General features: G+C 68.2%; 21 protein-coding genes. 12 read left to right on the forward strand and 9 right to left on the reverse strand.

Going from position 1 to position 24,346, the window contains the following annotated elements:
- Positions 1-523 precede the first annotated feature (523 nt).
- On the forward strand, positions 524-1,696 hold the full coding sequence (locus tag F8566_RS41500) for an ABC transporter substrate-binding protein (RefSeq protein WP_264159529.1): 1,173 nt from the start codon (positions 524-526) through the stop codon (positions 1,694-1,696).
- Between the two features lie 808 nt (positions 1,697-2,504).
- Here F8566_RS41500 and F8566_RS41505 read toward each other — a convergent pair.
- The gene (locus F8566_RS41505; protein ID WP_151568416.1) at positions 2,505-2,720 is read right to left on the reverse strand and encodes a hypothetical protein; all 216 of its coding nucleotides are present in this window, start codon (positions 2,718-2,720) and stop codon (positions 2,505-2,507) included.
- 155 nt (positions 2,721-2,875) lie between these two features.
- Between F8566_RS41505 and F8566_RS41510 the strand changes: the two genes are divergently transcribed.
- On the forward strand, positions 2,876-3,664 hold the full coding sequence (locus tag F8566_RS41510) for a helix-turn-helix domain-containing protein (RefSeq protein ID WP_192810125.1): 789 nt from the start codon (positions 2,876-2,878) through the stop codon (positions 3,662-3,664).
- A gap of 54 nt (positions 3,665-3,718) precedes the next feature.
- Positions 3,719-5,260 carry a tetratricopeptide repeat protein gene (locus F8566_RS41515; protein ID WP_151568419.1) on the forward strand — a complete coding sequence of 514 codons (1,542 nt, stop codon included), beginning with the start codon at positions 3,719-3,721 and terminating at the stop codon, positions 5,258-5,260.
- A gap of 1,001 nt (positions 5,261-6,261) precedes the next feature.
- Here F8566_RS41515 and F8566_RS41520 read toward each other — a convergent pair.
- Together F8566_RS41520 and F8566_RS41525 are read right to left on the reverse strand one after the other, a co-directional pair.
- On the reverse strand, positions 6,262-6,969 hold the full coding sequence (locus F8566_RS41520) for a response regulator (RefSeq protein ID WP_151568421.1): 708 nt from the start codon (positions 6,967-6,969) through the stop codon (positions 6,262-6,264).
- Entirely contained in the window at positions 6,966-7,937 is a 972-nt protein-coding gene (locus tag F8566_RS41525; protein ID WP_151568423.1) for a HAMP domain-containing sensor histidine kinase, read from the reverse strand. The genes F8566_RS41520 and F8566_RS41525 overlap by 4 nt, the downstream gene beginning before the upstream one ends.
- Before the next feature lie 457 nt (positions 7,938-8,394).
- Here F8566_RS41525 and F8566_RS41530 point away from each other — a divergent pair, with 457 nt between their 5' ends.
- The 7 genes from F8566_RS41530 (at position 8,395) to F8566_RS41560 (ending at position 14,948) form a co-directional block, all read left to right on the forward strand.
- On the forward strand, positions 8,395-8,682 hold the full coding sequence (locus F8566_RS41530; protein WP_225993994.1) for a TraR/DksA C4-type zinc finger protein: 288 nt from the start codon (positions 8,395-8,397) through the stop codon (positions 8,680-8,682).
- A gap of 206 nt (positions 8,683-8,888) precedes the next feature.
- Positions 8,889-10,079: a rod shape-determining protein gene (locus F8566_RS41535; protein ID WP_264159531.1), complete on the forward strand. Its 1,191-nt coding sequence runs from the start codon at positions 8,889-8,891 to the stop codon at positions 10,077-10,079.
- A 97-nt stretch (positions 10,080-10,176) separates the two neighbouring features.
- Positions 10,177-10,830 carry an SPFH domain-containing protein gene (locus F8566_RS41540; RefSeq protein WP_151568429.1) on the forward strand — a complete coding sequence of 218 codons (654 nt, stop codon included), beginning with the start codon at positions 10,177-10,179 and terminating at the stop codon, positions 10,828-10,830.
- Between the two features lie 244 nt (positions 10,831-11,074).
- Positions 11,075-12,604, forward strand: coding sequence for a potassium/proton antiporter (locus tag F8566_RS41545; RefSeq protein WP_151568431.1), 1,530 nt, complete (start codon positions 11,075-11,077; stop codon positions 12,602-12,604).
- Positions 12,605-12,626: 22 nt separating this feature from the next.
- Positions 12,627-12,974 carry a hypothetical protein gene (locus F8566_RS41550; RefSeq protein WP_151568433.1) on the forward strand — a complete coding sequence of 116 codons (348 nt, stop codon included), beginning with the start codon at positions 12,627-12,629 and terminating at the stop codon, positions 12,972-12,974.
- A 194-nt stretch (positions 12,975-13,168) separates the two neighbouring features.
- Entirely contained in the window at positions 13,169-13,522 is a 354-nt protein-coding gene (locus F8566_RS41555) for an SLC13 family permease (protein WP_264159530.1), read from the forward strand.
- A 1,141-nt stretch (positions 13,523-14,663) separates the two neighbouring features.
- Entirely contained in the window at positions 14,664-14,948 is a 285-nt protein-coding gene (locus tag F8566_RS41560) for a hypothetical protein (protein WP_151568435.1), read from the forward strand.
- Positions 14,949-15,154: 206 nt separating this feature from the next.
- On the opposite strand, the gene F8566_RS41565 is transcribed toward F8566_RS41560, so the two are convergent.
- Together F8566_RS41565 and F8566_RS41570 are read right to left on the reverse strand one after the other, a co-directional pair.
- On the reverse strand, positions 15,155-15,646 hold the full coding sequence (locus F8566_RS41565; protein ID WP_151568437.1) for a hypothetical protein: 492 nt from the start codon (positions 15,644-15,646) through the stop codon (positions 15,155-15,157).
- A 1,117-nt stretch (positions 15,647-16,763) separates the two neighbouring features.
- Positions 16,764-17,090, reverse strand: coding sequence for a GYD domain-containing protein (locus F8566_RS41570; RefSeq protein ID WP_151568439.1), 327 nt, complete (start codon positions 17,088-17,090; stop codon positions 16,764-16,766).
- Between the two features lie 204 nt (positions 17,091-17,294).
- Between F8566_RS41570 and F8566_RS41575 the strand changes: the two genes are divergently transcribed.
- Both F8566_RS41575 and F8566_RS41580 read left to right on the forward strand, forming a co-directional pair.
- On the forward strand, positions 17,295-17,903 hold the full coding sequence (locus F8566_RS41575; protein WP_151568441.1) for a DUF6183 family protein: 609 nt from the start codon (positions 17,295-17,297) through the stop codon (positions 17,901-17,903).
- 333 nt (positions 17,904-18,236) lie between these two features.
- Positions 18,237-19,154: a WD40 repeat domain-containing protein gene (locus tag F8566_RS41580; protein ID WP_151568443.1), complete on the forward strand. Its 918-nt coding sequence runs from the start codon at positions 18,237-18,239 to the stop codon at positions 19,152-19,154.
- A 155-nt stretch (positions 19,155-19,309) separates the two neighbouring features.
- On the opposite strand, the gene F8566_RS41585 is transcribed toward F8566_RS41580, so the two are convergent.
- The 4 genes from F8566_RS41585 to F8566_RS41600 all read right to left on the reverse strand — a co-directional run bounded on the left by F8566_RS41585 (position 19,310) and on the right by F8566_RS41600 (position 23,556).
- The gene (locus F8566_RS41585) at positions 19,310-20,713 is read right to left on the reverse strand and encodes a pentapeptide repeat-containing protein (RefSeq protein ID WP_151568445.1); all 1,404 of its coding nucleotides are present in this window, start codon (positions 20,711-20,713) and stop codon (positions 19,310-19,312) included.
- A gap of 58 nt (positions 20,714-20,771) precedes the next feature.
- Entirely contained in the window at positions 20,772-21,704 is a 933-nt protein-coding gene (locus F8566_RS41590) for a pentapeptide repeat-containing protein (protein ID WP_225994004.1), read from the reverse strand.
- Positions 21,705-22,131: 427 nt separating this feature from the next.
- Positions 22,132-22,635, reverse strand: coding sequence for a hypothetical protein (locus tag F8566_RS41595; RefSeq protein ID WP_151568449.1), 504 nt, complete (start codon positions 22,633-22,635; stop codon positions 22,132-22,134).
- A 636-nt stretch (positions 22,636-23,271) separates the two neighbouring features.
- Positions 23,272-23,556, reverse strand: coding sequence for a hypothetical protein (locus F8566_RS41600; protein WP_151568451.1), 285 nt, complete (start codon positions 23,554-23,556; stop codon positions 23,272-23,274).
- Positions 23,557-24,346: the final 790 nt, after the last annotated feature.

The following is a 24,346-nucleotide window of genomic DNA, read 5'->3' on the forward strand; positions in this document are numbered from 1 at the left end:
CTGCCTGAATGCCAATCGTTTGGGCGGATGCCGCGCTGATGGCACCGCGGCCACCACTCGAGAGGACGCACCACTCGGCAGGCACTACTTCGAGCGGTCTTTCCTCGACCGCCATGGTCCGGTCGACGCCTGCAGCATCCTGAAGGTCGGTGGGGACGCGGCCCTGGACATGCTGACACCTCGGATGAAGTGGAGAGGGCATCGGCGCGGAGGCAGGTTCCCCAGGGGCATCGCCCGGTCGCGGCGCGAGATCAAGGTCCCGAGCTTAGGTCTGGCTGGTGGGACCGGTCAGGCGTACGGCGCGGATTGGAACTCCGATTCGCAGCTAGATCGTTGGGAGATCTCTCTGTGTACCCCGGCGCTCATCTCACAGTGCGGTTAGCGTCTCCACTGGATTGCGACCTTAAGTAGCCGCCTGGTTACTCATTGGATCAGGTTGGTGCAGAGGGCAAACGTCGCCTCGGATGGACGGAAGCAGAGGTAGTGGATGCGGCCGGACTCGTCGCTGTGCATAGGTGCGGTGGTGCCGCGGACCGGGCGCCTGGCCGCACTGGGCGACCCGCTGTCCTTTGTGATCGACCTGCTGGCGCCCCGCCTGTCCGAGGTGGGCAACGCCGGCCGCCGACCGCTGCGGTTCGCAACCCGCGACAGCAGGTCGGAACCTGGGCGCGCTCGTCAGGCCGTGCGGGAGCTGGTGGAACGCGACAGGGCCGATGTGGTGATCACGATGGCGGGCACCAAGGTGCTGCCCGCGGTGGCCGACGCGTGCGAGGCACTCGGCGTGCCGTGCATCTCGACCACCTTCCCATGGCAGGCGTATGTGTATTCGCGCGCCGGCGACATGGGCCATCGGTTCGACTGGACCTACCACTTCGCCTGGGGACTGGACGACATCGCCACCGTGTTCGCCGACATCTGGGAAAGTTTCGGCGACGCGTCCGCGGTCGGCTGCCTGTGGAACGACGACCTGCAAGGACGGCTGCTGCGCCACGACCGCCACGGATTCGCCCCCGCCGCGGCCTCACGCGGGCACACCCTGATCGACCCGGGTGGCTACCGGGAACCCGCGGCCGACTTCGGTCCCCAGATCGAGGACCTCCGTCGGCACGCGGTGACCATTGTGACCAGCGCCGCGACCGCCACCGATCTGGCGCTGTTCCACCGCCAGGCGCGCGAGGCCGGTTGTCTCCCGCGACTCATCACGTGCTCACGCTGGTTGGCCTACCCCCACACCAGCTCGCGCGGCGGCGCAAGGAACATTGCCGACATGGAACATGAACTCGCCGAAGCCCGCGTGGCGACGTTGGTGTACTGGACACCCGGACATCCCCACCGGTCGTCCCTGGACGGAATCACCACCGGCGAGCTGGCCGCGGCCTACCAGGACTGCACCGGCAACCTCTGGCTGCAACCGCTCGGGCTGGCCCACGCTCTCGTCGAGGTCGCCCATCACGCCCTCGCCCACGCAGACGCCCCGACCGACCGGCGGGCCGTCGCCCAGGCGATCGGCAGCACACGGCTGGACACCATCGCAGGCCACCTCGACTGGACCTCGGGCCCCACGCCCAACATCGCGCTGATCCCGCTGATCGGCGGCCAATGGCAGCCCACCCACCACGGGCACCAGCTCGCCGTGGTCACCAACACCGCCTGCCCCGACGTCCCCGTCACCGCCGACGTCACACCGACACGCTGACCAGCACCACCCACGCGCCATCCGCTCGAGCGGCGAACTCGACCCAGCTTGTGGCAGAGATGACCTTCGGCGCTGCCAGGGTCAATCGATCTGGCCTGCGGCACGATGGCGCCGATCGCCATCTCTGAGTCAACGCCGTCTCCAGCCTGGCGCCACAGGCCACTTTGGTAAACCGCACCGCTCCGTACAGGTCATCGTGATCGATAAGGATGATCAGCATCAGCCGCGCTGGCTCGCTGAAGTTTCGCCGGGGTTGAGGCGTCGTCCATGAACGAGACTCGGTTCGCTTTCCGGGCATCGCGAGGAGAGTGACGCTTGTCTCTCGGTGGACTTGAGGGAGACGCGGCCCAATGAAGGTCGACTACGCTCAGTCACCTAGCCGCCAGTGACTGAACCCGTCAATTGCGGGGCGCGTGAATTGCCCTGAGCTTCCTTGGAGAGCGTTGAACAGTACGCAACAGAGACCTTGTACCAGCGGTAACGCGGAAACAGATAGTCACGGTGGTTAGCTGACCGTGTTCACACCGAAGAGGTCACTGGTTCGAACCCAGTATCGCCCACCCAGCTCAGAGGCCGGTTCCGATCAAGGAACCGGCCTTTTTGATCTCCGTACAGCCACGAGGTACAGCAGTAGCTCCCGGCAAAGCCCGTCGGGACGGCGTGCTCCTCGGAGGCCAGCTCAGAGAGCAGCAGCTCGTCGGCGAGCCGGCCACGTCTCGTGGTGCGATGAACGACGCCACCCGTCCGGAAACGTTTACTTTCCTGGACGTTATACGAGCGTCCGGCGCGCCGCGGGCGCCATGGGTGTTCAGACATGGTGGCGGCCATGCCAGTGGTTGTAGAGCGCCAGTGCCAGTCCGGTGACGGCGATGCCGGCGCCGATCGGCAGCCATACCGCCGGGGCGAGCCAGACCAGCACGGCGGCCAGGGCGCCGAGGAGGAGGCAGAGGGCTCCGACGATCACGTGCTGGGGAATGAAGAGGCCGGGGCCGCGGCCGCCAGGCTGGTGGGGTGTGCTGGTCACCTTGGGATGTCCTTCCTGCTGAGTTGGTGACAGCACCGTCGGCCGGACGGCTGTTTGATTCCGAGATGCGATTGGGTCCTGTTTGTCGCGCCTGCTGGCCTGGGGTGGTGTGTGCTGGTTTCTGCTATGGATCCGAACACCCGGCGGGGGTTGTGGTGGCGATCGACCCGGAGCAGATCGGTACGGCTGAGCAGTTGGTGCAGCAGCTGGCAGAGCTGTACCGGCAGGGCGGGTGGAGTATCCACCGGTTGGCTGAGGCGTCGGGGTTGAGCACGGCGACGGTGCAGGCGATCGTGAACGGTGCTACCGGACTGCCGCAGACCGGCACCTTGAAGGCGTTCGTGACCGCCTGCGGGCAGAAGCCCGCTCCGTGGGTGGCGGCGCGCGGCCGCGCGGTCCGAGCCGCCAAGGAGTCCCAGGCGCGGTTGCGGGTGGTGAACGTGCCGCGGGTGGAGGCCACCTTCGTCGGCCGCACCGAGGAACTGGCTCAGCTGTCGCGGGCGTGGACAGCGCCGGCCCGCAGGACGGGTGCCGCAGGGACGCGGGCCGGGGTGGTGGTGCAAGCCGTGCACGGGCTGGGCGGGGTCGGCAAGTCGACGCTCGCCGCCTACTGGGCACGCACCCGCCTAGATGAGGTTGGGGTGGCGTGGTGGATCACCGCCGACACCACAACCGGGCTGGAGGCCGGACTGGCCGGGCTGGCGGTCGCGGTGCAACCCGAGCTGGCCGGGCAGCCGTTGGAGGCGCTGGTCACACACGCGATCGGCTGGCTGACCGCCAACCAGGGCTGGCTGCTGGTGCTGGACAACGTCACCAATCCCGCTCATGTGGCGCCGCTGCTGGATCGCGATCTACCCGGCCAGATCGTGGTGACCAGCCGGCTGGCCCAAGGCTGGCACCGGCTTGGCGCCACCGTCATCCGGCTGGATGTGCTAACGCAGTAGCAGGCGATCGCCCTGCTCACCACCCTGGCGACCGGCGACCATTCCGACACCAAGGTGACCGACGTCGACCTGGTCGGTGCCGCAGAGTTGGTGAGCGAGCTGGGGTTTCTGCCGCTGGCGATCGAACAGGCCGGGGCCTTCCTGCGCCAGTCCCAGCTGTCAGCGGCCCGCTATCTGCAGCTGCTGCACGACAGTCCGGCTGTGATGTACGACCAGGCGGCCCGCGGCTCCGACAGCGAGCGCACCATCGCCCGGATCTGGCGCATCACCCTGGACACGCTCACCGACACCCCACTCGCCGGTGACCTGCTGCGGATCCTAGCCTGGTGGGCGCCCGACGCCATCCCACGTACTCTGCTGGCCCCGCTCGCCGGCCCGGTCGAGGTTGCCATCGCATTGGGCGCACTGCACGCCTACAACATGATCACCCTGGAATCAGACACCATCACCGTGCACCGACTCGTCCAGGCCGTCGCCCGCACCCCCGACCCTGACGACCCACATCGGCACGCCACCGATATCAACCGAGCTCGCGACCAAGCCACTCAGCTTCTTCACAAGGCGATCCCCGCCGATCACCGGGCCCCTGCAGACTGGCCGCTGTGGCGCACTCTGCTACCCCACATCAATGCCCTCACCAGTTACACCTCACCCACCACCCACACTGTGACTACTGCCTTGCTGCTCAACGAGACCGGTCTGTTCCTCAGTGACCAAGGCGACTCCAGTGGCGCCATCACCTTCCACCAGCATGCAGTCACCACCTTCGAACGCCTGCTCGGCGCCGAGCATGCGAACACCCTGGTCTCGCGCAACGGTCTCGCTAGGGCATACGAGTCGGCCGGGAATCTGGCCCGCGCCATCCCTCTGTTCAGACAGGTCCTCGCGGACTCTGAGCGGATTCTCGGGCCCGACCATCCCGACACCCTGGTCTCACGTAACGACCTGGCCAGGGTCGACATGCTGGACGGGAACACGGCCCGCGCCATCCCCCTGTCCAAGCAGGTCCTCGCAGACTCTGAGCGGATTTTCGGACCCGACCATCCCGACACCCTGGTCTCGCGTCACAATCTAGCTAGGGGCTATATGGCGGCCGGGGACACGGCCCGCGCCATCCCCTTGTCCAAGCAGGTCCTCGCGGACTTCGAGCGGATTTTCGGACCCGACCACCCGAACACATTGGGCGCACGCTACAGCCTGGCACACACTTATCAATCTGCTGGAGATCTGGCTGACGCGATCCCGCTCTTCGAACAGAACCTCGTTGTCCAGGAGCGGGTTCTCGGGACAGACCACCCCACCACTCTCGGCTCACGCAACAGCCTCGCCCGCACTTATCTGATGGCTGGGGACCTGGCGCGCGCCATCCCTCTGTTCGAGGAGACTCTCACCGCCCGAGAGCGGGTGCTGGGCCACAACCATCCCCTCACTCTGGGCTCCCGCAGCAATCTAGCGCACGCCTACCAGACGGTTGGTGATCTTGAGCAAGCGATCCCGCTCTATGAGCAGACTCTCGTCGACTGCGAACGGGCACTGGGCCCCGATCACTCCCTGACCAGGACGGTGCGAGAGAACCTGAAGGCTGCCCGACGGTAGCGCACGTCCGGGAACGTGTACCTTTTCGGACGCCGTAGCGACCAGGGCGGAGGCCGTCCAAGAACCTACGTCCAGGAACTGGTGTCGCTACCTGGCTGCGTGGGCCACGTTCGGGATAACACCGCCAGGTGGTGCATCCCGTGCTCGGTTCGGCCGGGAAAGCTGTGGGGAAGCTGGAGTCGGGCCGCCGGTGACCGGATCGGCTGGTGGCTACAGGGTCTGCCGCTGGTAAATGGGTGTCGTCCCGGATGGTGGCCGCCGCGTTGACCGCTCATGGTGGAAGTAACCCAGGAGAACAGCTCTTGGCTCCGTGTCACCGGCGGCCGGATCACCGCCCGAACCCACTGGACGCCGGTGCCGCGGCCCATCCAAAGCCCACGGCGCGGCCGGGGCTTGCGATCTGCGAAGGACCCTCCATGAGCGGATACATTCTCTTCAGTGTGGTGATCATTCTCGGTCTGCTGGCCCCGTTCTTGGGCGCCGACTCCCGCGATGGGCTTGACTGGGCTCGGGGTCACTTCTGGTTGCCCCGGCGCAGTGCACGGCCCGATCGGCGCAGGGGCCGGGGTGCGCAGGACCGCCGAACCGTAGGTGCTGGGCGGCGCGGTCTCGATGCCGGCACACCTGCTGCTGGAGCGGATGCAGTGTCCGGGCGTCCGCCTCCTCGCCGAGCGGTGCCCAGCCGACCGCCCTCAGGGGCACGGTAGCCGCCACGCGCCGACGCCATCTGCGGCCACCGCGCACATCGACGGCGTCTCGAGCTGTTCATCGTGCCGCATCGGCAGCGGATACGCGGTTTCTGCGTCGGGACGCCGGCTCAGCCGTTTACGGCATGGCCATCCTTAGCAAGTCGCCCGCGTTGTCTGCCTGGCATTGCTGGTCGTTGGTGTCGTGGGGTTGAAGGTCCGACTGGTTGAAGGCTCCTGCAATGTGACCGGCGTAGCGCAGAACGCCAAGAAGGCCGAAGGGGCAGGAGGCAGTCGGATGTAGGTCGAGCGGTGTCAGGGTTCGATGAGGCCGGCGCGGATGGCGTAGCGGGTCAGTTCCAGGCGGTCTTTCATGCCGAGCTTGGCCAGGATGTTGGCGCGGTGGCGTTCGACGGTCTTGGCGCTGATGAACAGGGTGTCGGCGATCTGTTTGGAGGAGTGGCCTTCGGCGACCAGCTTGAGGATTTCCTCCTCCCGCGGGGTCAGCGGCGTGTCGGGGGGCTGCCCCTGCCTGGCCTGGTCGAGGTAGCTGCGGATCAGCATGGTGACCGCGCCGGGGTACAGGAACGGTTCGCCGTGCATCGCCGCCCGGCACGCCTGGACCAGGTCGCGGTCGGCCAGCGACTTGAGCACATAGCCGGCGGCGCCGGCCTTGAGGGCCTCGAACAGGTACTGCTCGTTGTCGTGCATGGTGAGGATGAGGATGCGCAGGCCGGGGCGCAGCCGTGACAGCTCGCGTGCGGCCTGCAGGCCGGTCATCCGTGGCATGGCCACGTCCAGGATGGCCAGATCGGCCTCGACCGGGGGGTCGGTGGCCGTGCCCTGGAGCAGTTGGATCGCTTCGGCGCCGTCGCCGGCCTCGGCGACGACTTGCAGGTCGGGTTCGCCGTCCAGGATGAGCCGGACGCCACGGCGCACCAGCGTGTGGTCGTCGGCGAGCAGGATGCGCGTCTTGGTGGGAGCGCGGCCCGTGTTGGGGGGCGGTGTGGTGCCGCCGGTCATGGTGGTGGTCCTTCCTCGGCGATGGACACGGTGATGGGCACCTGCAGCGAGATGCGGGTGCCGCCTGCGGGGCCGGGGCCGAGGGTGAGTTGCCCGCCGACCAGCAGGGCACGTTCGCGCATGCCCTGGATGCCGGCGCCTTCGGGCGCGCCGTTGAGTCCTTTGCCGTTGTCGTCGATGCGCAGCAGCACGCCGCCGCCCTGGTGGGTGAGGCTCAGTTCGGCGGCGGTGGCGTCGGAGTGGCGGGCGGTGTTGGTCAGGGCCTCCTGGGCGATCCGGTACAGCACCAGTTCGGTCTGCGGGCTCAGCGGCGGCAGGTCCGCGGGCAGGTGGCGTCGGACGCGCAGGGCCGTGTGGGTGGCGAACTGGGTGGTCAACGCGGTCAGCGCGCTGACCAGCCCCAGGTCCTCCAGCACGTCGGGACGCAGCCGGCGGGCGATGCGGCGCACGTCCTCCAGGCTGGTACGGGTGGTCTCCTGGGTGTACCGGACGTCCTCACGCAGCGACTCGGGGACCCGGTCAGCGAGCCGTTTGAGTTCCAGCAGCACGGCGGTCAAGCTCTGGCCGATCTCGTCATGCAGTTCTCGGGCGATGCGGCGGCGCTCGCCCTCCTGGGCGGACAGAGCGCGGATGCTGCTGGCGCCGCGTTCGGCCTCCAGCCGCGCCAGCATCTGGTTGAACGCCTCGATCAGCGCCGCGACCTCACCGCTGCCGGTGACAGGCAGCCTCTGCCCGGGACGCAGCAAGTCCACGGTGGTCATCAGCCGACTCAGTCGGTCCAACGGCGCCAGCCCCCACCGCAGCAGGGCAGCATTCAACGCCAGCATCACCGCTAGCCCGGCCACCAGCACCACCGCCTCGATCAACCGGATCGGCACCGACACCGTCCACGGCCCCACCATCAAAAGAACGGTGGCCACCACGCCCACCAGCGCGTTCAGCCAGAACACCCGCCAAAACAGCCGCACTGATCACGCCCCCTTCATCGCCCGCCCCGGCCGTTGGCCTGGGTGTGGGCGCTTCCTCTCACGGTAGGCGCCCCAGTCTGTGTTCCTGTTCTGTGCCCTGGTCTGTCCATCGTGCAGCCGGTGGGCCGCAGGAGTCGATCCAGTGCGGCACCCAAGAAGCTGGCTGCCGGGCATGGGGGTGACCTGCGGCTACAGGGTGTTCCCCGCGCTAAATGGGTGTTGCCCCCGATGGTGGCCGCCGTATCGCTCGCCCAGGGTGGAAGAGAACCCAGCAGAACCCGCGGCTCCTGCCCGCGCAGCGTCACCAGCGGCCAGATCACCGATCCGAACCTGCGGCCGGCCGCCGATGAGGCGGTCTGACCAAGGCGGGGCAGGGCCCGAAGGGAGTGTCTTAGCAATGACTGTGAGTGGTGCCCCGCGTGGCGTGGCCGGCGCCTTTGAACCGGGGAGTGTGGCCGTGCTGCAGGCCTGCGAGCGGCTGGAGCAGGAGCGCCGCGCCCGGGCAGCGCAGCTGGTCCTCGTTGAGCGTGAGGTCGACATAGGTTCCGATGAGGCAGCGGGCCGGCGTGACATGCTGCGGCGGACCTTGGCGGAGATTGAGGCCGCCCTGGCCCGCGTGAACACGGGCACCTATGGAATCTGCCAGGACTGCAGGGAACCGATCGCCCACGACCGCCTGGAGATCTTGCCCTACGCCCGCTGCTGCGTGCCGTGCCAGCACCGCCGACAGCCGACCGAGCGCTGATCCGGGCGTTGAATCCCGGCGTTGAATCCCGGCGTTGAATCCCGGCGCTGACCAAGCCTTATCAGGTGATCTGCATGCTGCTCATCTCACCCTCTGACACCACTATCTCTGACACCGGCCCGCAGCCGGACTCGCAGTCCGGTCCGTACGCCGCCCTCGATCTGGGCAGCAGCCGCATCCGGGTCAGTGTGCCCGCCCACCAAGTGATGATCGATCGCCCCTCGTCGATGTCCTTGTCGGCGCCCGCGCCCGTCCGGCGCGCACGCAGGCGCCGGGACTGGCCGACCACTCGCAGGGGTGGCGCCGAAGGTGGGCGGTCGGCTCGGGTGCATCCCATCGAGCATGGCGTGGTGACCGATGCCCAACGCTGCGCTCAGCTGGTCGGCTGGACGCTGGCCGAGGCCGCCGTCCTGTCCCTGCCACGCGAGATCCTGCTGGCGGTACCGGTCGCGGCCACCCGCGGCGACCTGCGGCGGGCGGTCAGTGCCGTGCACGCGGCCGCCGATTGCCCGGTGCGCACGGTGCAGGCCCCGCTGGCCGCGGCGATCGGAGCCGGACGGCCGGTCACCGACCGGTGTCCTCACCTGGTGATGGACATCGGCGCCGGCATCGTCGAGCTAGCCGTGATCATGCGCGGACGCGTGAGTCTCGCGCGGTTCGTCCAGTACCTGCCCGAGCACTCGCCCGGCCACCCCGGTCCGCGGCTGCCGCGGTACGTGTGCGCCCAGCTGGCGGCCGAACTGCAGCAGATGCTCGATGACCTGCCGGTCCGGCTGCGCGTCCAGGCCCGCGCCCAGGGGCTGGCGCTGACCGGAGGCGGTGCCCTGCTGCCCTCCCTGCCGGGCTGGGTCACCGCCCAGCTGGCCATGACCGTCCATATCGCGCCTGACCCCGCCCACGCCACCATCCGCGGCCTGGCCCGCATCTGCTCAGCGCCTGCGGCAGTGCGGACATCGCTCGCGCCGCAGGTGTACGAGCTGCCAGCACCGGTCGCTGGCACCGACCGGGAGAAACGGAGGTCATCCATGCCGCTCGACGCCCGTGACCACCTGTCCAGCGTGCAGCTGCAGGCCCTGCGTGAACAGCTGCTCGGGCAGCTGCTGCGGCGCAGCCTCGAACTGGACCAGCTCCTGACCACCCTGCGCTACCGCCCCGGCCCCGCCGCGGACCGCACCACGCTGTACGCCCAGATCACCCGCGCCGAGGCACACACCTCCCACCTGCAACAAGCCCTCGAACGCATGCGCACCGGCGACTACGGACACTGCCGGAGCTGTGACGGGCCTATCGCCTTCGGCCTCCTGAAACTGCGGCCACTGGCCCGCCAGTGCCTGCGATGCCCGCAAAAGGAGCCCGCCGCTGGTCAGGCTGAGACAACCGGGCGAGCACCAGGGTGATTGACGCCAGACAGGCTCCAACGTGCGTAACCAACCAGGAGCGACCGAGCGGGATAGACCGAGCGGGAGTAACGGGACCTGGAGGGAGGAGGGCACCATGGCCGGGGACCTTACGGTGGGCAGCGTGGCTGCCGGCATGCCGCGTCAGGGCGTGGAGCCGCCGCCGGTCGTGGTCTTCATCGTGGTGGCCCTGGTCGTGGCCGGGATCGTAGTGGTGGCGACGGTGCGGGTGATCCCCGAGCATCAGCGTCTGGTGGTCTGGCGGCTGGGTGGTGCCCCGGTGGTGCGGGGTCCGGGCCTGGTGTGGGTGCTGCCGGGCATCGACCGGTGGGAACGGGTCTGGCTGCGGGTGGACCCATTGGAGACGTGGTCGCAGGCCTTCACCCGCGACGGTGTGCTCCTGCGGCTGAAGATCATCGCTGTGGTGTCGGTCATCGACCCGGCCCGCTACGCGGCCCGGGCGGCCGAACCGTCGGCGTCGGCCGATGTCGCGGCCGGTGTCATCGTGGAGGGCCAGGTGCGCCGCTACATCGCCGAGCGGGATCTGACCCAGCTGACCGTGATGATCGCCGGCGGTGTTTCGCCGGTCCCCGACGCCGGGGACGCCGCCCGCAGGTGGGTGCTTGGGCAGTGGGGACTGGCGGTGTCGGTGATCCAGATCGTCCAGGCCGACGTCCCCCTGCACAGCCTGCACCACTGGACTGCCCGCGCCCCCGCCGCCCCGACGGCGAGCGACCCGGGCCGCTCCTAGCGCCCGTACGGGGGACCGGCATGCGCCACCACGAACTGATCGTCATCCTGATCGACACCGTCGTCATCCATCGCCGCCGCGGCCTGCCCCGAGCCGCCTCATGGGTTCGCCCCCGATCCACCGGTGACCTGGCGGCACGCTCACCGGCGAGTTCGTCATGGCCGGCAGGGAGGGGCACTGTGGGCGCCGCCCCGCCCGACACCGAAGGCCGTAGCGGAGCCCTCGATGGGCGGGGAGCGGGGCGATGACCTTGCCGCAGCTGTATCTGGCGCTGCTGGTCGGCGGGGCGGTGCTGCTGGCCAGTATCGCCGCCGCCCGCCTGGCGCACCGGGCGGGGCTGCCCAGCCTGCTGTTGTTCCTGACCGTCGGGGTCGTCGTGGGCGAGGACGGGCTGGGCTTGGACTTCGATGACGCCCAGCTGGCCCAGGCGCTGGGGACGGCGGCACTGGCCGTCATTCTCATCGAGGGCGGGCTGAGCACCTCGTGGGCCGATGTGCGGAGGCTGCTGGCTCCGGCCGGGGTGCTGGCGACCGCGGGGGTGGCCGTCTCGGTGGTGGTCACCGCCGCCGGCGCGCATCTGTTGCTGGGCATGGACTGGCAGCTGGCGCTGCTGCTGGGCGCCATCGTGTCGTCCACCGACGCCGCGGCGGTGTTCGCCGTGCTGCGCTCGCTGCCGCTGCCGTCCAAGGTCACCGGCCTGGTAGAGGCCGAGTCGGGATTCAACGACGCGCCCACCATCATCCTGGTGCTGGTGTTCAGCACCAACACCGACTCGCCCAGCCCGGCCGCCATCGTGGGCAACGTCGCCTACCAACTGGCCGTCGGCGCCGCTCTCGGGCTGCTGGTCGCACGCGTGGGGGTCAGCGCGCTGCGGCGTACCGCGCTGCCCGCGACCGGCCTGTATCCGCTGGCCATCGTCGGGTTCGGCATTGTCGCCTTCGCCGCCGCCGGTGCGGTGAATGCCAGCGGGATCATCGCCGCCTACCTGGCCGGCTTGGTGCTGGGCAACTGCCGGCTGCCGCACCGCGCCGCCACCCGCTCGTTCGCCGAGGGCCTCGGCTGGCTCGCCCAGATCACCCTGTTCGTGATGCTGGGGCTGCTGGTCAACCCCAGCCAGCTGCCGTCGGCCATCGGCCCGGCCATCGTGGTGGGCCTGGTCCTGCTGCTGACCGCCCGGCCGGTCTCGGTGCTGGCGTGCCTGCTGCCGTTCCGCATCCCCTGGCGGGAACAGGCGTTCGTCTCCTGGGCTGGGCTGCGCGGCGCGGTGCCGATCGTGCTGGCCACCTTCCCCATCGTCTCTGGCGTCACCGGCGCCCGAGACCTGCTGCACATCGTGTTCCTGCTGGTCGTGGTGTTCACCCTCATCCAGGGGCCTGGCCTGGCGCCGGCGGCCCGGCTATTGCGCCTGACCCGCCCCGGCCAGGCTCGCGAACTGCAGGTCGAGGCCGCCCCGCTGGAGGTTCTGGGCGCCGAACTGCTCACCCTGACCATCCCACCCGGCTCCCGGCTGCACGGCGTGGAGATCTGCGAGCTGCGGCTGCCCGCACCGGCCGCGATCAACCTGATCATCCGCGACGGCACCACCCTGGTTCCGGGCCCCACCACCGTGCTGCTGGAGGGCGACGAGGTGCTCATCGTGGCCACCAGCACGACCCGCAAGGCCACCGAACGTCGCCTGCGCGCGGTAGGCCGCCGCGGCCGGCTGGCCTACTGGCACGGCGAATACGGCCATCCCGACCCACAGCCCGACCCCGAATCCGACCACGTCACTTGAACACAAGCGGAGGCACACCACCATGCACGTCATCCCCGCCACCGTCCCGGGCACCGGCATCCTGCACCACATCCGCACCCGCCGCGGTCAGCGGTTCGGCGTCTTCACCCACATCTCCGGCGCACGCACCCTGTACATCTACAGCACCCCACCCGACACCGCCGATCCCGGCCACGACACCGCTCCCGACAACCCAGATCCCGACAACCCTGCCGCCAGCATGGTCCTGGACCGTGACGAAGCCGACCAGCTCGCCCAACTGCTGCACGACCAGCCGATCAGCGACCGGCTCGCCGCACTGGAACGCCGCCTGGTCGAACTCACCCCACCCGGTGACACCCACCACTCCCCCGCCGTGAGCCAGCGGTAGTGCGCCCTGCGGCACCGGCTGTGCCTGGAGGCCTGGCCAGCAATGCATTCGTCGTTCTGTCATTTCCGTCCTCGTCCCGGGAGGCCGCCTGGTGGGTGCCGTCGCCGCGATCGTCATCTTCGTCGGCGCGTATGTCCTGATCGCGACCGATAAGATCCCACCGGACCAACGTCGCGCTGGGCGGGGCGGCGTTGATGCTGACCCTGCACATCACCGACGCGCACGCCGCGTTCTTCTCCGAACAGACCGGAGTCGACTGGAACGTCATCTTCCTGCTGCTGGGCATGATGGTGATCGCGTCGGTGCTGCGGCAGACCGGCGTGTTCGAATACCTGGGGATCTGGGCCGCCAAACGCGCCCGCGGCCGCCCCTACCGGCTGATGGTGATGCTGTGCGTGATCACCGCGGCGGCGTCGGCGCTGCTGGACAACGTCACCACCGTGCTGCTGACCGCCCGTGACGTTCCTGGTGTGAGAGCGGCTGGACCTGCGTCCCGCAGCCGAGTCTTCGCTTCGGGGACCCCTCCTGATTCAGCTGCCTGTGCTTAACGCCGCCCACTGGCAAGGATCAGGCAACGGCAAGATCCAAAGGACACGAACCGGGCTTATGGGGCCGCCTGGTCACGCTCGACGGCCACAGACATGTCCACCGTGATCTTCTACGCCGCGCAGTGGGATCGCAGGTTGTCCGGCCGCCAGGTCGCGGGCGGCACGGTGTCACGTCAGTCGGCCACGTTCGTCGACGTGCGCTCAACGGAAGGGGGGCGGAGCGAGGCAGCGTGTCGAGGCGGTGGGTCGGCATGTTCAGCGCCTGCAGCATGGTGCGCAGCTCGTCGCGTTCGCCGGCGGTGACCGGCGTCTGGCGCACGTACAGGGCCATGACGAATTGATCGACGGCCTTCTCCCACCGTCCGCTGGCCGCCGAGGCGGTGATGCACCTGCAGCACCGGGCGGGGCAGCCGGTCGTGATAGCGGTCGGGCAGGTGCCGCAGGGTGTCGGCCAGCTCCTGGTGCTGCATGGCCGTCAGGGGCATGCCGCCGGGCGGCGCAGAATCGGGCATGCGGGCGTCGGCCAAGGCCGAGTGGTCGCAGGACCTGGTCCATCATGCTCACGCTCATGGCGCCCCTCGCGTCGGTGACAGGAAGGCAGGCAACGGCCGTTGGAGCCGCACCGCTCGGCCCGCTCCGCAACCTTGCTTGGGCCCTGCGGGTCCATCCACGGGGGGGCGGACGGCGCCCGCGATCCCCTGGGTGTGCGAGTGTGGAGTGGCTTGCGCCTGCCCACGGGACAGCCATCCTTCGCATCGTAATTGAATTGTTGCATGCTGTCACCGAGGTGGGGAGGGGTGTGCTTGTGATCAAGGGGGCGAAGTCCGGTGGCATCCGATCGAGGGGCATGGTCAGAAAACGGGACGGGCGAGACGTCGCTGTCGGGCCACTCTTTTGGACGTGGCTGCTGGTCTGTCTGCCCCTTGCCTGCCTCTTCGGGAAGCTGATCAACGACATACCCGTGTACACGGCCAGAGTCGTGGCAGCCGGGCTTGACTGGTCGGGGGAGCGGGGAACCATCACCGTCACCCAGTCTCGGCGTGTGTACGAGGGAGGCGGTCGGGGCGGCGGCCACCAGAGCACGCACTGCTTCGGTGACTTCACTCCCGTAGGCGGGGGCGTGCCCCTGACGGATGTCCGCGTGCATCTGCAAGACGGCTGCAAAGCGGGCCGCACGGCCCAGGCCCGGTTGATGCGTGCCGAGCCGGACAACTGGGTGACCGGCACCGATCGGCACCATGCCTACGCCGGCGGCGGCTGGGGCACGGCGCTCTTGGTCACGATCTTCATGGGGGCGTTCCTGCTCCTCGCCGGCGCGCTGCCGTTCGTCTGCACAGTGTTGTTCCCCCTGCAGATCCTCATGGGCCTGTACGACAGGGTCACAGCCCGCACCAGGGGACGGTCCGCGGGTGGAACCTCCCCTTGACCGCGGGCGCCTGATTGGATCCGGCCGGGGCACTTCGGACCCGTGCCGTCGACACAGGTCACCGAACTGGGCCGCAAAAAAATCAGCAGGTGCGATCCAGGCAGCGCCTGCCCCGGACCGCGGCAGGCGACGCTGCACCCTGATAACTCGGCGAGTACGCCGAGACTGCCACATCCCCGCCTCCCCGGATGCTCACGATCTCCTGGTCAGGGAATCTCCTCGGCGTGACGACGGTCGTCGTCGTGGACAGCCTCCCGGTCCGCGGAGCCAGCCTCGGCAGGGGCCATCGGCCGGGCCGGGCGCCGTCCTCGTCGGGAGGGTTCGCGGCGGTGCGCCGCGGCGTCCACGGCCGCCTGGTGGGCATGGAGCCGTTCCTGATGCGCTTGGTTGATCGCGTCGACGCGTTCGGCGTGGACGTGGGCCTGCTCCTGCAACCACTGGCGGCGAGCGTTGATAAGCAACGCGAACGCACCGCCCGAGCCCAGCCCGACCGTCAAGGCGGTACGGATCGCCTCGATCCGCAACTTGGGATCGCCCTCGGCCTCGCCCAACAGCCACCAGATCGCTAAGCCGTTCAGCACCGCCACCACCACCGCGCGAAAGCTGTAGGCCCACCATGGCAGCACCCGCACCGCCGACCGCCGCTCGGCCTCGCCCGCCCCGTTCGACGCCAAAGGCGCCCCCGGCACAGCGGGCAACTGCGGTCCTTGAGCTGAGGAATCCGGCATCGCCACCCTCGCCTTCACCGCCCCGACCCGGCACTCACAGCGCCAAACCATTTGCCCTTCAGACGGGCACTCACAGCGGCTGGTTCGCCGATCACTCCACCGCGCGCCCGTCCGCACCCAGACAGAGCGGGGGTTCTGTCGGGTGTCAGCCCAGTCCTGAGTTCACTTTTTCGAAGAACCTTCACGCTGCCGAACCTTGAGTTCGGTCGGGTCGCCCAGGGCTGAGATGCCCTGGGCGACCCGACCGGACTGGTGACGGTCCCAGACCTCGTTCGACCAGCATGAAGGCAGAATTTCCGCAGTGCGCCAGACCGGACAGAACGCCAGCTCTGTGCGGTGCCAAGACGAACATCACCGCAGTTCAGATAGCTGACCGCTACTCCGAGGGCAATCCGGTCCCGGCTGCCGGACGGTCACCCAACGCCGAAACGCCGCCGATACAAGCAAGTCGCCTCACCACCCGACCTCCATCCGCGTGAGAGACTTCGCGCTCACCAGGACGCCCATCGGCGCAGGCCGGGCCCATATCCGTTGAATTTTCGGCGATTGCTACCGGGACCCCTTATTGTGTGCCCGCCTCTCCCGCTGGGGAGCGCGCATCCGCCACGAAGGCGCGCTCGTGCCGCGCACCAGGCGCGCGTCGTTGTGATCGCGGTTTGGGTATCCGGCCGACTCCGCATCAAACGACAGGTTGCCTGCCGAGGTCACGCGATCGCCCAAGCCTGCCGTTGGCGATCGAGCGTCCTCGTGCCCGGCCAGACGTGACGTGACACCAGCGCGCCGCCGGCGACGAGCTGCACGCGGCCGCCAGGCGCGCACCCGCGCCGGTGTCACGTCACGTCGGCGCGGAGCAAGAAAATGGAAATCCATAGGATCTCGCCCCCGGCCGCGCCCCCTCGGGGCCGCCGCGGTTTGTCTACGTCTACGGGCTCGCGCGCCTGCACGCGTTGGGCGCTGAGGTGCGCGTAGACGAAGACGTAGACAAGCGCGCTCCGGCGGCCGGGAGGGCTCAGGGCCAACTTCCTGGCCTGGGAGACCCTTACGCACGCCGGGAGCCCTAGCTGTACTGCCAACGCTGCGTGAACTGCTACGCGCCGGGAGCTCGGTAGTGGACCTGTCCGGCCTTGCGTAGGGCATCCAGCGTTTCGTCGATGGTCAAAAGGACCGTCGTTTCGAACGAGCTGAGCGCGCCGCCGCTACTGAGCGCCAGCGCAACTGCGGCCATCGACACGTTGTCGGGGGCCTCCCACAGGTTGAAGCCGTCGTGTGTGCCGAAGGCATACCAGAACCCGTGGAGCTTCCCGCCGACCGACTCGATGTACGACTGAGCGGCTTGTCGGCGGTCCTCCGGGTTGTCGATCAGCCTGGCCCAAGTCTCCGGCGTGTAGCTGAACCTCGATAGATAGAGCGGCATCGTTTCTCCTCTCGCCCCGAAGCCCACACCAGTCTTGAACTCGGCCGACCTCGAACACCCCGGACTTGAGAAGAAGATCGTTGGCCGCCTACCCCGACTTTTCCGGCCACACCCCGGAGACGATCCGCCTTCCGGCGGGGAGGAGCTCCTGCTCCTGCGCGTTCCGCCCGGGACGAAACTTCAGAAGACGTACGAGCCGGTAGCGTGATCCCGCCCCTGACGGCAAAGGATCAAGATCGTGCGCACCCCTCCGGCGATCCGTTGCGCGCCGTGAAACCGTCCGATTTCAAGGTCGTGGAGGTCGGGTGGCCGGCCGCTCGCTACGCAAAGGCCGTGCTGCTCGCCTACCAGGCCCAAGACGATGCGATCTGCGAGGCGCGCCTCTTCAAGTTCGACCGGCCGCTCGGCCGTGTCAGATTCGGCAAGAGCGTGCTGCTGCGGCTCGAAGCGGAGTCGATCTGGGAGGAACGGCGCGGCGACCTAGACGTTCGGCAGGCCGATGCCGGCGAGGTGCGGGAGGCGCTCCGGTATTACGCCCGCCGCGACGGTCTTCTCAGTCACGGTCGGAATCGAGAGCTCGCTGAGCTGGACGCGTGGAGTTCGTACGCCGCCCTGTCCGGGGCCCTGTCCGGGGACGCGGAAGGTCCGGTACCGGCGCGTCGGGAGATCGCAAGAGCTGCTCACCGGTGCGAATGGCTGATGTTCAGCTCGCCGTGGCACACCCGGGCGGCCGCGTTCTGGGATCTCGGTATTGCGGCGCTGTGGCCGGGCCGGGACACGATCGCGATCCTGGCCGCGACCGATAGCGACTGAGCGGGAGTGAGACCCTCAGTCTTAAGCCGACATGCCACTGACGTTAACTCGACGCACGGCGTTGACAACATCTGTCGGTTTCCGGAGTCCTCTGCATTGATTCCCGAAGTGGTCTTCACTGGCTGATGCACAGTGGTGCGATCACTCCGGTCTCTGAGGCCCGTCCGGATCGAGGTTCTGGCGACGTGCCGCGATCTGTTCGGCCGCTGACGCATCGTTACTCTTGATCGGGCGCGCCGCGCGCTCCGTCCGCTGCGTCGTCCGCGACCCCACTGTCAGACCCTTCTGTGACGATCGTGGACCTCTCCACCTCCCCGTTTCATGGAAGTACTGATGACCGACCAGATAGTTGAGGATGACGCCCCCGCAGTGCTGGACCTACGGGCCCCCGCCCTGGTGCTCGACCCGTTCCCTGGTGAGGGCACTGCTGCCAGCACCCCAGGCGACCTCGTCTTCTCCGACGACGGCCGGTACCTTGCTGTCACCAGCCAGGACTGCGAGCTGGTGGTGTTCCGCACCGAGGACTGGACCGAGCACGTCCGCGTCAGCGGCAGCGTGCTCTGGGGCCAGGACATCCAGTGGGTGCCCGGCACCCACCGGATCTGCAAGCGCCTCCTGGAGGGCGAGGGGCGCCAGGACGAGGAGGCGCCGACCCGCGCCTATGACGTCGACATGCGTGCCGAAGTGGTGATCCCGCCGCAGCCGCGCGAGGTCCGTTCCCGCACTGGCCGATACCGTGCCGACACCGGCTACGGCCGCTACCAGGCCGACGGTGGCTACGGCGGCTTCACCGGCTACGGCGCCTGGGTCGATGTGCTGTCCTCCGCCGGCGGGTCGCGCCGGCTGCACCTGCCACGGGGCAAGGCGCGCGTCGCGAGGGTCTCCTTCACCGGCGACGAGCGGCGGATGTTCGTCGGGCTGGGGGATGCCGTTCACATGGTGGATCTCGAAAGCGGAGCAGTTGTCGCGTCGCTTGCCGGGGTCGGAGCCGATGCGGTCGTCCGGCCGGACGGGGCCTATCTGGTGGCGACCGCTGGACGGAGTCGGTTCACGAGCGAGCACGAGCGGATCGACCTTTGGCGGATCTCCGACATGGCGCTGCTGATGCGCTGCTGGTCTGGTGGGTATTACCTCCCCGCGTTCGACTGGTCACCTGACGGTGGCATGCTCGCCACCTCTGTTGTAACGGGATTCCAGGGCTATGGCGGCGAGATACGCGTCTACCAGCCCGGCGAGCCCCTGGCCGAATAGCGTCCGTCTGCCGAGCGGAGTGGCTCCGGCGAGGACTCAAAGTCGGAACTGCAGACGTGGGTGTAGCACCGTCTGCATAGTCCCCTGGAGGAGATGTTGGTGTTGGTGCACCAGTCGGTGGCGCAGACAGATTGGCGAGTCTTCGCGTTCAGCCGTCAGACACTGGGCGGCACCGGGGGTGCCGCTTGCACGAGCCGACCTCCGGTCACCCTGGCGGGCTCGATCCGCCATCCGTCCGGGACATGATGCGGCAACTCGACATCCGCTACCTGCGAGGTCTCCAGCAGGGGCCTGCGGGCAAAGGTCGCGCTGTTGAACTTCAGAGTTCCGGAGAAGGCCGCTCTGCTAAACACGGCGTCGCTGGTGAAGGTTGCCGAGTTGAACCAGGCGTCCTTGGAGAAGGTCGTGCGGTCGAATTCGGCGCGCTCGGTGAAGATTGTTCTGATGAACCCGGCGTCCCGGTTGAAGGCTGTCTTGATGAATCTGGCCTCCCCGGTGAAGATCGTGTCAGTGAACATGGCTTCCTCAGTGAAGGTCGCCTCGTTGAACCCAGCTTTCCCGGCAAAGGTCGCGCTGCTGAACCAGGCGCGCTTGGTGAAGGTCGTATTCATGAACATCACGAACCCGGTGAAGGTTGCCTCGACAAAGTTGGCTTCTCCGGTGAAGGCCGTTGAGTTGAACCAGGCGTTCCCAATGAACATGGCGTGGCTGAAGTCGGCGGCATTGAGATGGCAGTCGGTCAGCATGAAGGCGGTGAGGGTGGCGCCCGTCAGGTCTAGGGAGATGTCCTTCCAGTAGATGTCTGCATCGGGTTGCAGATGGGTGTACAGGAGGCGTTGCGCGGTGAGGCGGACCTGGTGTTCCTCATGCGGATCGAGTCCCGTCGAACCTGCCGAGACGGCTGGCGCGGGTTGGCCGTCACGGGCGGCGCGGTAGCGAGCGGCGTGTCGGCGTGCGCGTTCCCGACGCTCCTCCTCCGCAGTAGGTGTGCCAGGCGGGGTGAACGGCATCCGCAGATACGCGCAGATGATGTTGACTATGGTCTGCCGATGCCGTTCATTGCCATCAGCCAGGCGTTCCAGCGTGTACAGCGCGGTGAGACGGACCGGAGCCTTGTCAGAGCCGAGCTGCTCGGCGGCCGCGTTGTACAGCTCGGTGATCCGGCGTTCGACGGCGTCCAGTTCGTTCAGCGCGGTGGCGAGCTCGGCGTGGCGTTGCCGCCGGAAAGCCAGCATCAACCCGACCGCAGCCGCCGCACCGGCGCCGGCGGCCAGCCCGGTCCGTACCGCCTCCACCCGGATACGGGCCCGCTCGGTACCGGCCTTGGCGTCATCGGCGACATCTAGCAACCAGGCGGTCGTCACCCAGATCGCCGCCGCAGCCGCTCCGGCAGCCACAAGCATCCAAAATCCCGCCGCGAGCGGCCGCACCCGCAACGGCTTGCCCGCACGCCGTTCGACCACGCTGGTCCAGCGACGTCGTACCGGCTCCAGAGCACGCCCCACCCGTCCGCTCACAGTCGACCAGTCAACGGCGGCCCGCTCCAGCTCCGCCGTCACCTGGCCACAACCGGGCGCTCCGATCGCCTAACCGCGTTCACGACGATCGTTTTGAGGCTCAAAAGCGTGTGCGCTCGTCCACCTTTGCCGCCGCCCGGATCTCCCGCTCGGACCAGCCGGTCACATCGCGCAGATCCGCGCCCTCCAAGCTCGCTCCTGTCAGGTTTGCGCCCCTCAGATCCACGCCCCTCAGCGTTGCGCGCCTCAGGTTCGCACCTCTCAGGTCCGCACCCTCCAGATTCAAGCCCTCCAACCTCGTGCCCCTTAGATCCGCGTACGACAGACCTGCTTCCCCTAGGTCAACTCCCCTTAGGCTCGCGCCCCTCAAGATCGCACTCCACAACCATGCGCGCCTGAGGCTCGCGTTCCTCAAGATCGCGCCCTCCAAGTTCGTGCGCTCCAGGCTCGCGTCTCTCAAGTCGGCGTCCACCAGAGACGCGCCCACCAAGTTCCCGCCATCCAGACTCGCGCCTCGAAGGTTCGCCTCTCTCAGGATCGCGCTCGCCAGGAATATGCGGCCGAGGTTCGCGCCTCTCAGGTCCGCGCCCCTCAGGTAGACATTGCGCAGGTCCAGGTCGGCCAGGCGAGCGCGGGCCAGGTGAAGATCGCTGAGGTCGAGGTTGCGGCGTTCAGGGCGGCGGGGCCGCCGGCCGAGCGCGGTCAACGCGGCCTGGACGTCGGAGTCGGGCCGCTCAGGCATGCGGGGGCGTGGGGCCAGGGCCGGCCCGTCGTCGCGGCGAGCTTTGGGTGCGCGGCGGCGCAGGAATGCCTCCAGCACTTCCACGACGTCATCGTGGTGAGGACGGGAGTCGGCGGCGACGTGGGCTAGGGCGTGAATTCCTCCGAGCCGGGCGTCGATGTCGCCGGAGGACAGCCGCTCCAACGCTTTCGTGAACCGGTCGGTGACCTGCCCTCGGTGCGACAGCCGGTAGGAACGCGCGGTGTACAACAGCGACACCGCAACCACCACCGCACCGCCCGCCGACACCACCAGCAACCGCGCACTGTGCCGATCCTTGGGATCGTGCTGGTGCATCCAGTCGGGCATCCGCCACAACGCCACCGCATAAACAGCCGCCAAGGCGACCAGGCCCCCGCCGGCCAACACCGTGCCGACCCCACGCATGGCTGGCCGCGCGAACTCGTACTGTCCCCGACGGCGAAACCGTGTCATCCGATCCACAAGGGATCAGTCAACGGCTCGCCGCCCACCACTGCCATCCAATGGCCACAACGGGGCGAGGACCATCGTTTTTCGACGTCGGAGTCGAACGCACGGACTCGACCCAACTCCCGACTCGCCGCCTGGGGTGGGGACCTGCGACGATGTGGCCGCCGTTCGCGACTGGCTCGATCCGCTGCCACCAGTCCGTCTAGGTCCCGACGGGCTGGGGGCTTTGACGGTCGGACCGCGCTGGTCAGGAGACGGGGCGCTGGACACGCAGGTGGACAGCCAGGGAGAGTTCGCGTCGGCATTCCCTGCAGCGGGGCTCGCCGGTGATCGGTCTGGCCTCTTCGGGCGCGAAACTGAAGCCGCACAACGCCTGCGGGTCCTGAAGGTTCTCGGAGGGCACGTAGTGGGATCCGTGGTCGGTCCCGAAGTCGCCGTCTGTCACACGCACCGTCGTCACCGCGCCGCCGTTGTAGGGAGCGTCTGTCGGCCAGCGGTAAGGATGGTTCAGGTTGCATCTCATCCGATAGTCGGGGTCAGTGCGGCCGTCCGGGACGTGATTGCCTGCGTCGACGGCATCGGCAAGCCGCTCGAACGAGATGTCCCAGTCCTGCATGTGAGCCCAGCCGTGCCCACCGCTCTCGGTCAGTTCCCGAAAGGCCAGGATGAGGCGCCACAGGTCATAGCGGCCAACACGCACGGTATCGGTGGCCTTGTCGTACAGGTGCAAGTCGTTGGCTGACCTCGGCATAGAGCGCCTCCTTCGTTTAGCTGAAGTCCAAGATGTCCAAGGGCGGCATCACAGCAGCCAGTTGCCCGCTGGGAGCAGGCAGGTCGATGCGGAGTTGCCCTGGCAGGATGTCGACCTGATCTCGGTGGTAAATGCAGGCACCGCCGCCGCTGGCAACCGTGCAAGGGCTGCCGCTCTTGGTGGGACGGCCGCATTGCACGGCAGGATCGTGGACATGGCACAACCCCGATGGTCGAGCGTCGATTGGGCAGGGCTTGCCGCTCTTGGTGGTGGAGGAGCACGTGGCCATGGCGGTGATGATGGCAGGCCGCAAGCACAATTCCGGGGACGTCGTCGCAGGCCGGAGTGCCGCCACATTGGGCGACGCCCCGCCGATCACAAGAGTGAGGGCCTGTACAGGTCTTCATCTGTACAGGCCCCCGCTGCTCACACCGCCAGCTATCGGCGACAGTGCGTCGCGGCAGAACTGCGGCCTCGACGCAACTGAGATCAGTTCGCTGCGCGCGGAGTAGCCGTGCGCCTCGGCGAGCTGGTCCAGGGCACGGCGGGATAAGACCGGCACGGTACGCCCCGGCAGGGTCGGATAACCGCGCGGCGCTGGCTTGCACGTGGTCGGCTCTATGAAACCGGCGCTGGTCAGGCCGGGATCCGGTGGCGGCCGTGGGTCCGGGACACTCGGTCGGGTTCGCTGATGATGTCGACTCCGTTGTAGTGAACGGGCGGGTAGACGTGGAAGTCGGGCGCTGCTGCCGTCACGTTCGGACCAGGTGAAAACCGGCTTGCGGAGAAGAGCGAGTCAGGGTGCTCGTTCGGCACGATGATGGCATGTTCGACCAGCCAGGCCGTTGCGAGCGTTGCCCGCTCGGTGGCCGACTCCTGGTTCGCCGAGAGGTCCACGATGATGATCGCGCTGTCGCTCACTGCCGCGGATCATATCGACGTGCTGGATCTTGCTCCTCTGCTGTGGTGGTCAGGAGGGCTTGGGCACTGGAGGCGCAGCGGATGGCGGTCTTGGGGGCGAGGCCGAAGACCGTGGCGAGGTGGAGGGGTCGGGTCCGCAGGAGAGGGCTTCGTCGAGTTGGCGGTGCACTCGCAGGCGTTCCAAGGTGGCGGTTTGGCCGCGGAAGGGTGTGGTGAGCGAGACCTTGCTGATGGGGCCGATCTCCATCGCGGTCTGCATGTTGATGATGACGCGCGGGTTCGCGGTGTGGGGCCAGCGTTTCTGCCTGTAGTCGAGCCATTCGCGGAGCATTTGGTAGGTCAGTTCGTCGAGAGGGCGGGCTCGGCCGGCGAGGGTGAGGCGTCGGTTCCCGAGGTCGACGTCGTCGAGTTGGAGGTCGCAGATCGCTTTGGGGCGGGCGGCGTGGATGGCGGCCAGGGCGATTGTGAGGCGAGCCTAAGGTGCGGTGGCTGCGTGGACGGCATTGTCGATGTCGTCGTCACCGAGCGGCTGGGCCAGGCTGGGCGGGTGTTCGCCGATGCGGATCCGGGCGGAGGGGTCCTTGAAGATCGAGCGGCGCTTCTTGCAGTGCCGGAACAGAGAGTGGATGACGCTGAGGCGTCGCCGGAGCCCGCGCGACCCGTAGGTCCTTCACGACCGCCAGCGCCAACTCCAGCCCCCTCACCTTCACCGAAGCCGCAAAACGAACACGAGCAACGATGAATCTTCAGGGACCCTGAAGTCCCTTCAGATGCCAGAACGGGCATAGAT

The organism is Actinomadura rudentiformis (assembly GCF_008923185.1).
Lineage (GTDB): Bacteria > Actinomycetota > Actinomycetes > Streptosporangiales > Streptosporangiaceae > Spirillospora > Spirillospora rudentiformis.

What these genes read in the sequence shown, in the direction of transcription:
- F8566_RS41520 (WP_151568421.1), bottom strand. Translation starts at nt 6,969, where the DNA reads ATGACCGGCGGCACCACACCGCCCCCCAACACGGGCCGCGCTCCCACC.
- F8566_RS41535 (WP_264159531.1), top strand. Translation starts at nt 8,889, where the DNA reads ATGATCGATCGCCCCTCGTCGATGTCCTTGTCGGCGCCCGCGCCCGTC.
- F8566_RS41540 (WP_151568429.1), top strand. Translation starts at nt 10,177, where the DNA reads ATGGCCGGGGACCTTACGGTGGGCAGCGTGGCTGCCGGCATGCCGCGT.
- F8566_RS41545 (WP_151568431.1), top strand. Translation starts at nt 11,075, where the DNA reads ATGACCTTGCCGCAGCTGTATCTGGCGCTGCTGGTCGGCGGGGCGGTG.
- F8566_RS41550 (WP_151568433.1), top strand. Translation starts at nt 12,627, where the DNA reads ATGCACGTCATCCCCGCCACCGTCCCGGGCACCGGCATCCTGCACCAC.
- F8566_RS41555 (WP_264159530.1), top strand. Translation starts at nt 13,169, where the DNA reads ATGCTGACCCTGCACATCACCGACGCGCACGCCGCGTTCTTCTCCGAA.
- F8566_RS41570 (WP_151568439.1), bottom strand. Translation starts at nt 17,090, where the DNA reads ATGCCGCTCTATCTATCGAGGTTCAGCTACACGCCGGAGACTTGGGCC.
- F8566_RS41580 (WP_151568443.1), top strand. Translation starts at nt 18,237, where the DNA reads ATGACCGACCAGATAGTTGAGGATGACGCCCCCGCAGTGCTGGACCTA.
- F8566_RS41595 (WP_151568449.1), bottom strand. Translation starts at nt 22,635, where the DNA reads ATGCCGAGGTCAGCCAACGACTTGCACCTGTACGACAAGGCCACCGAT.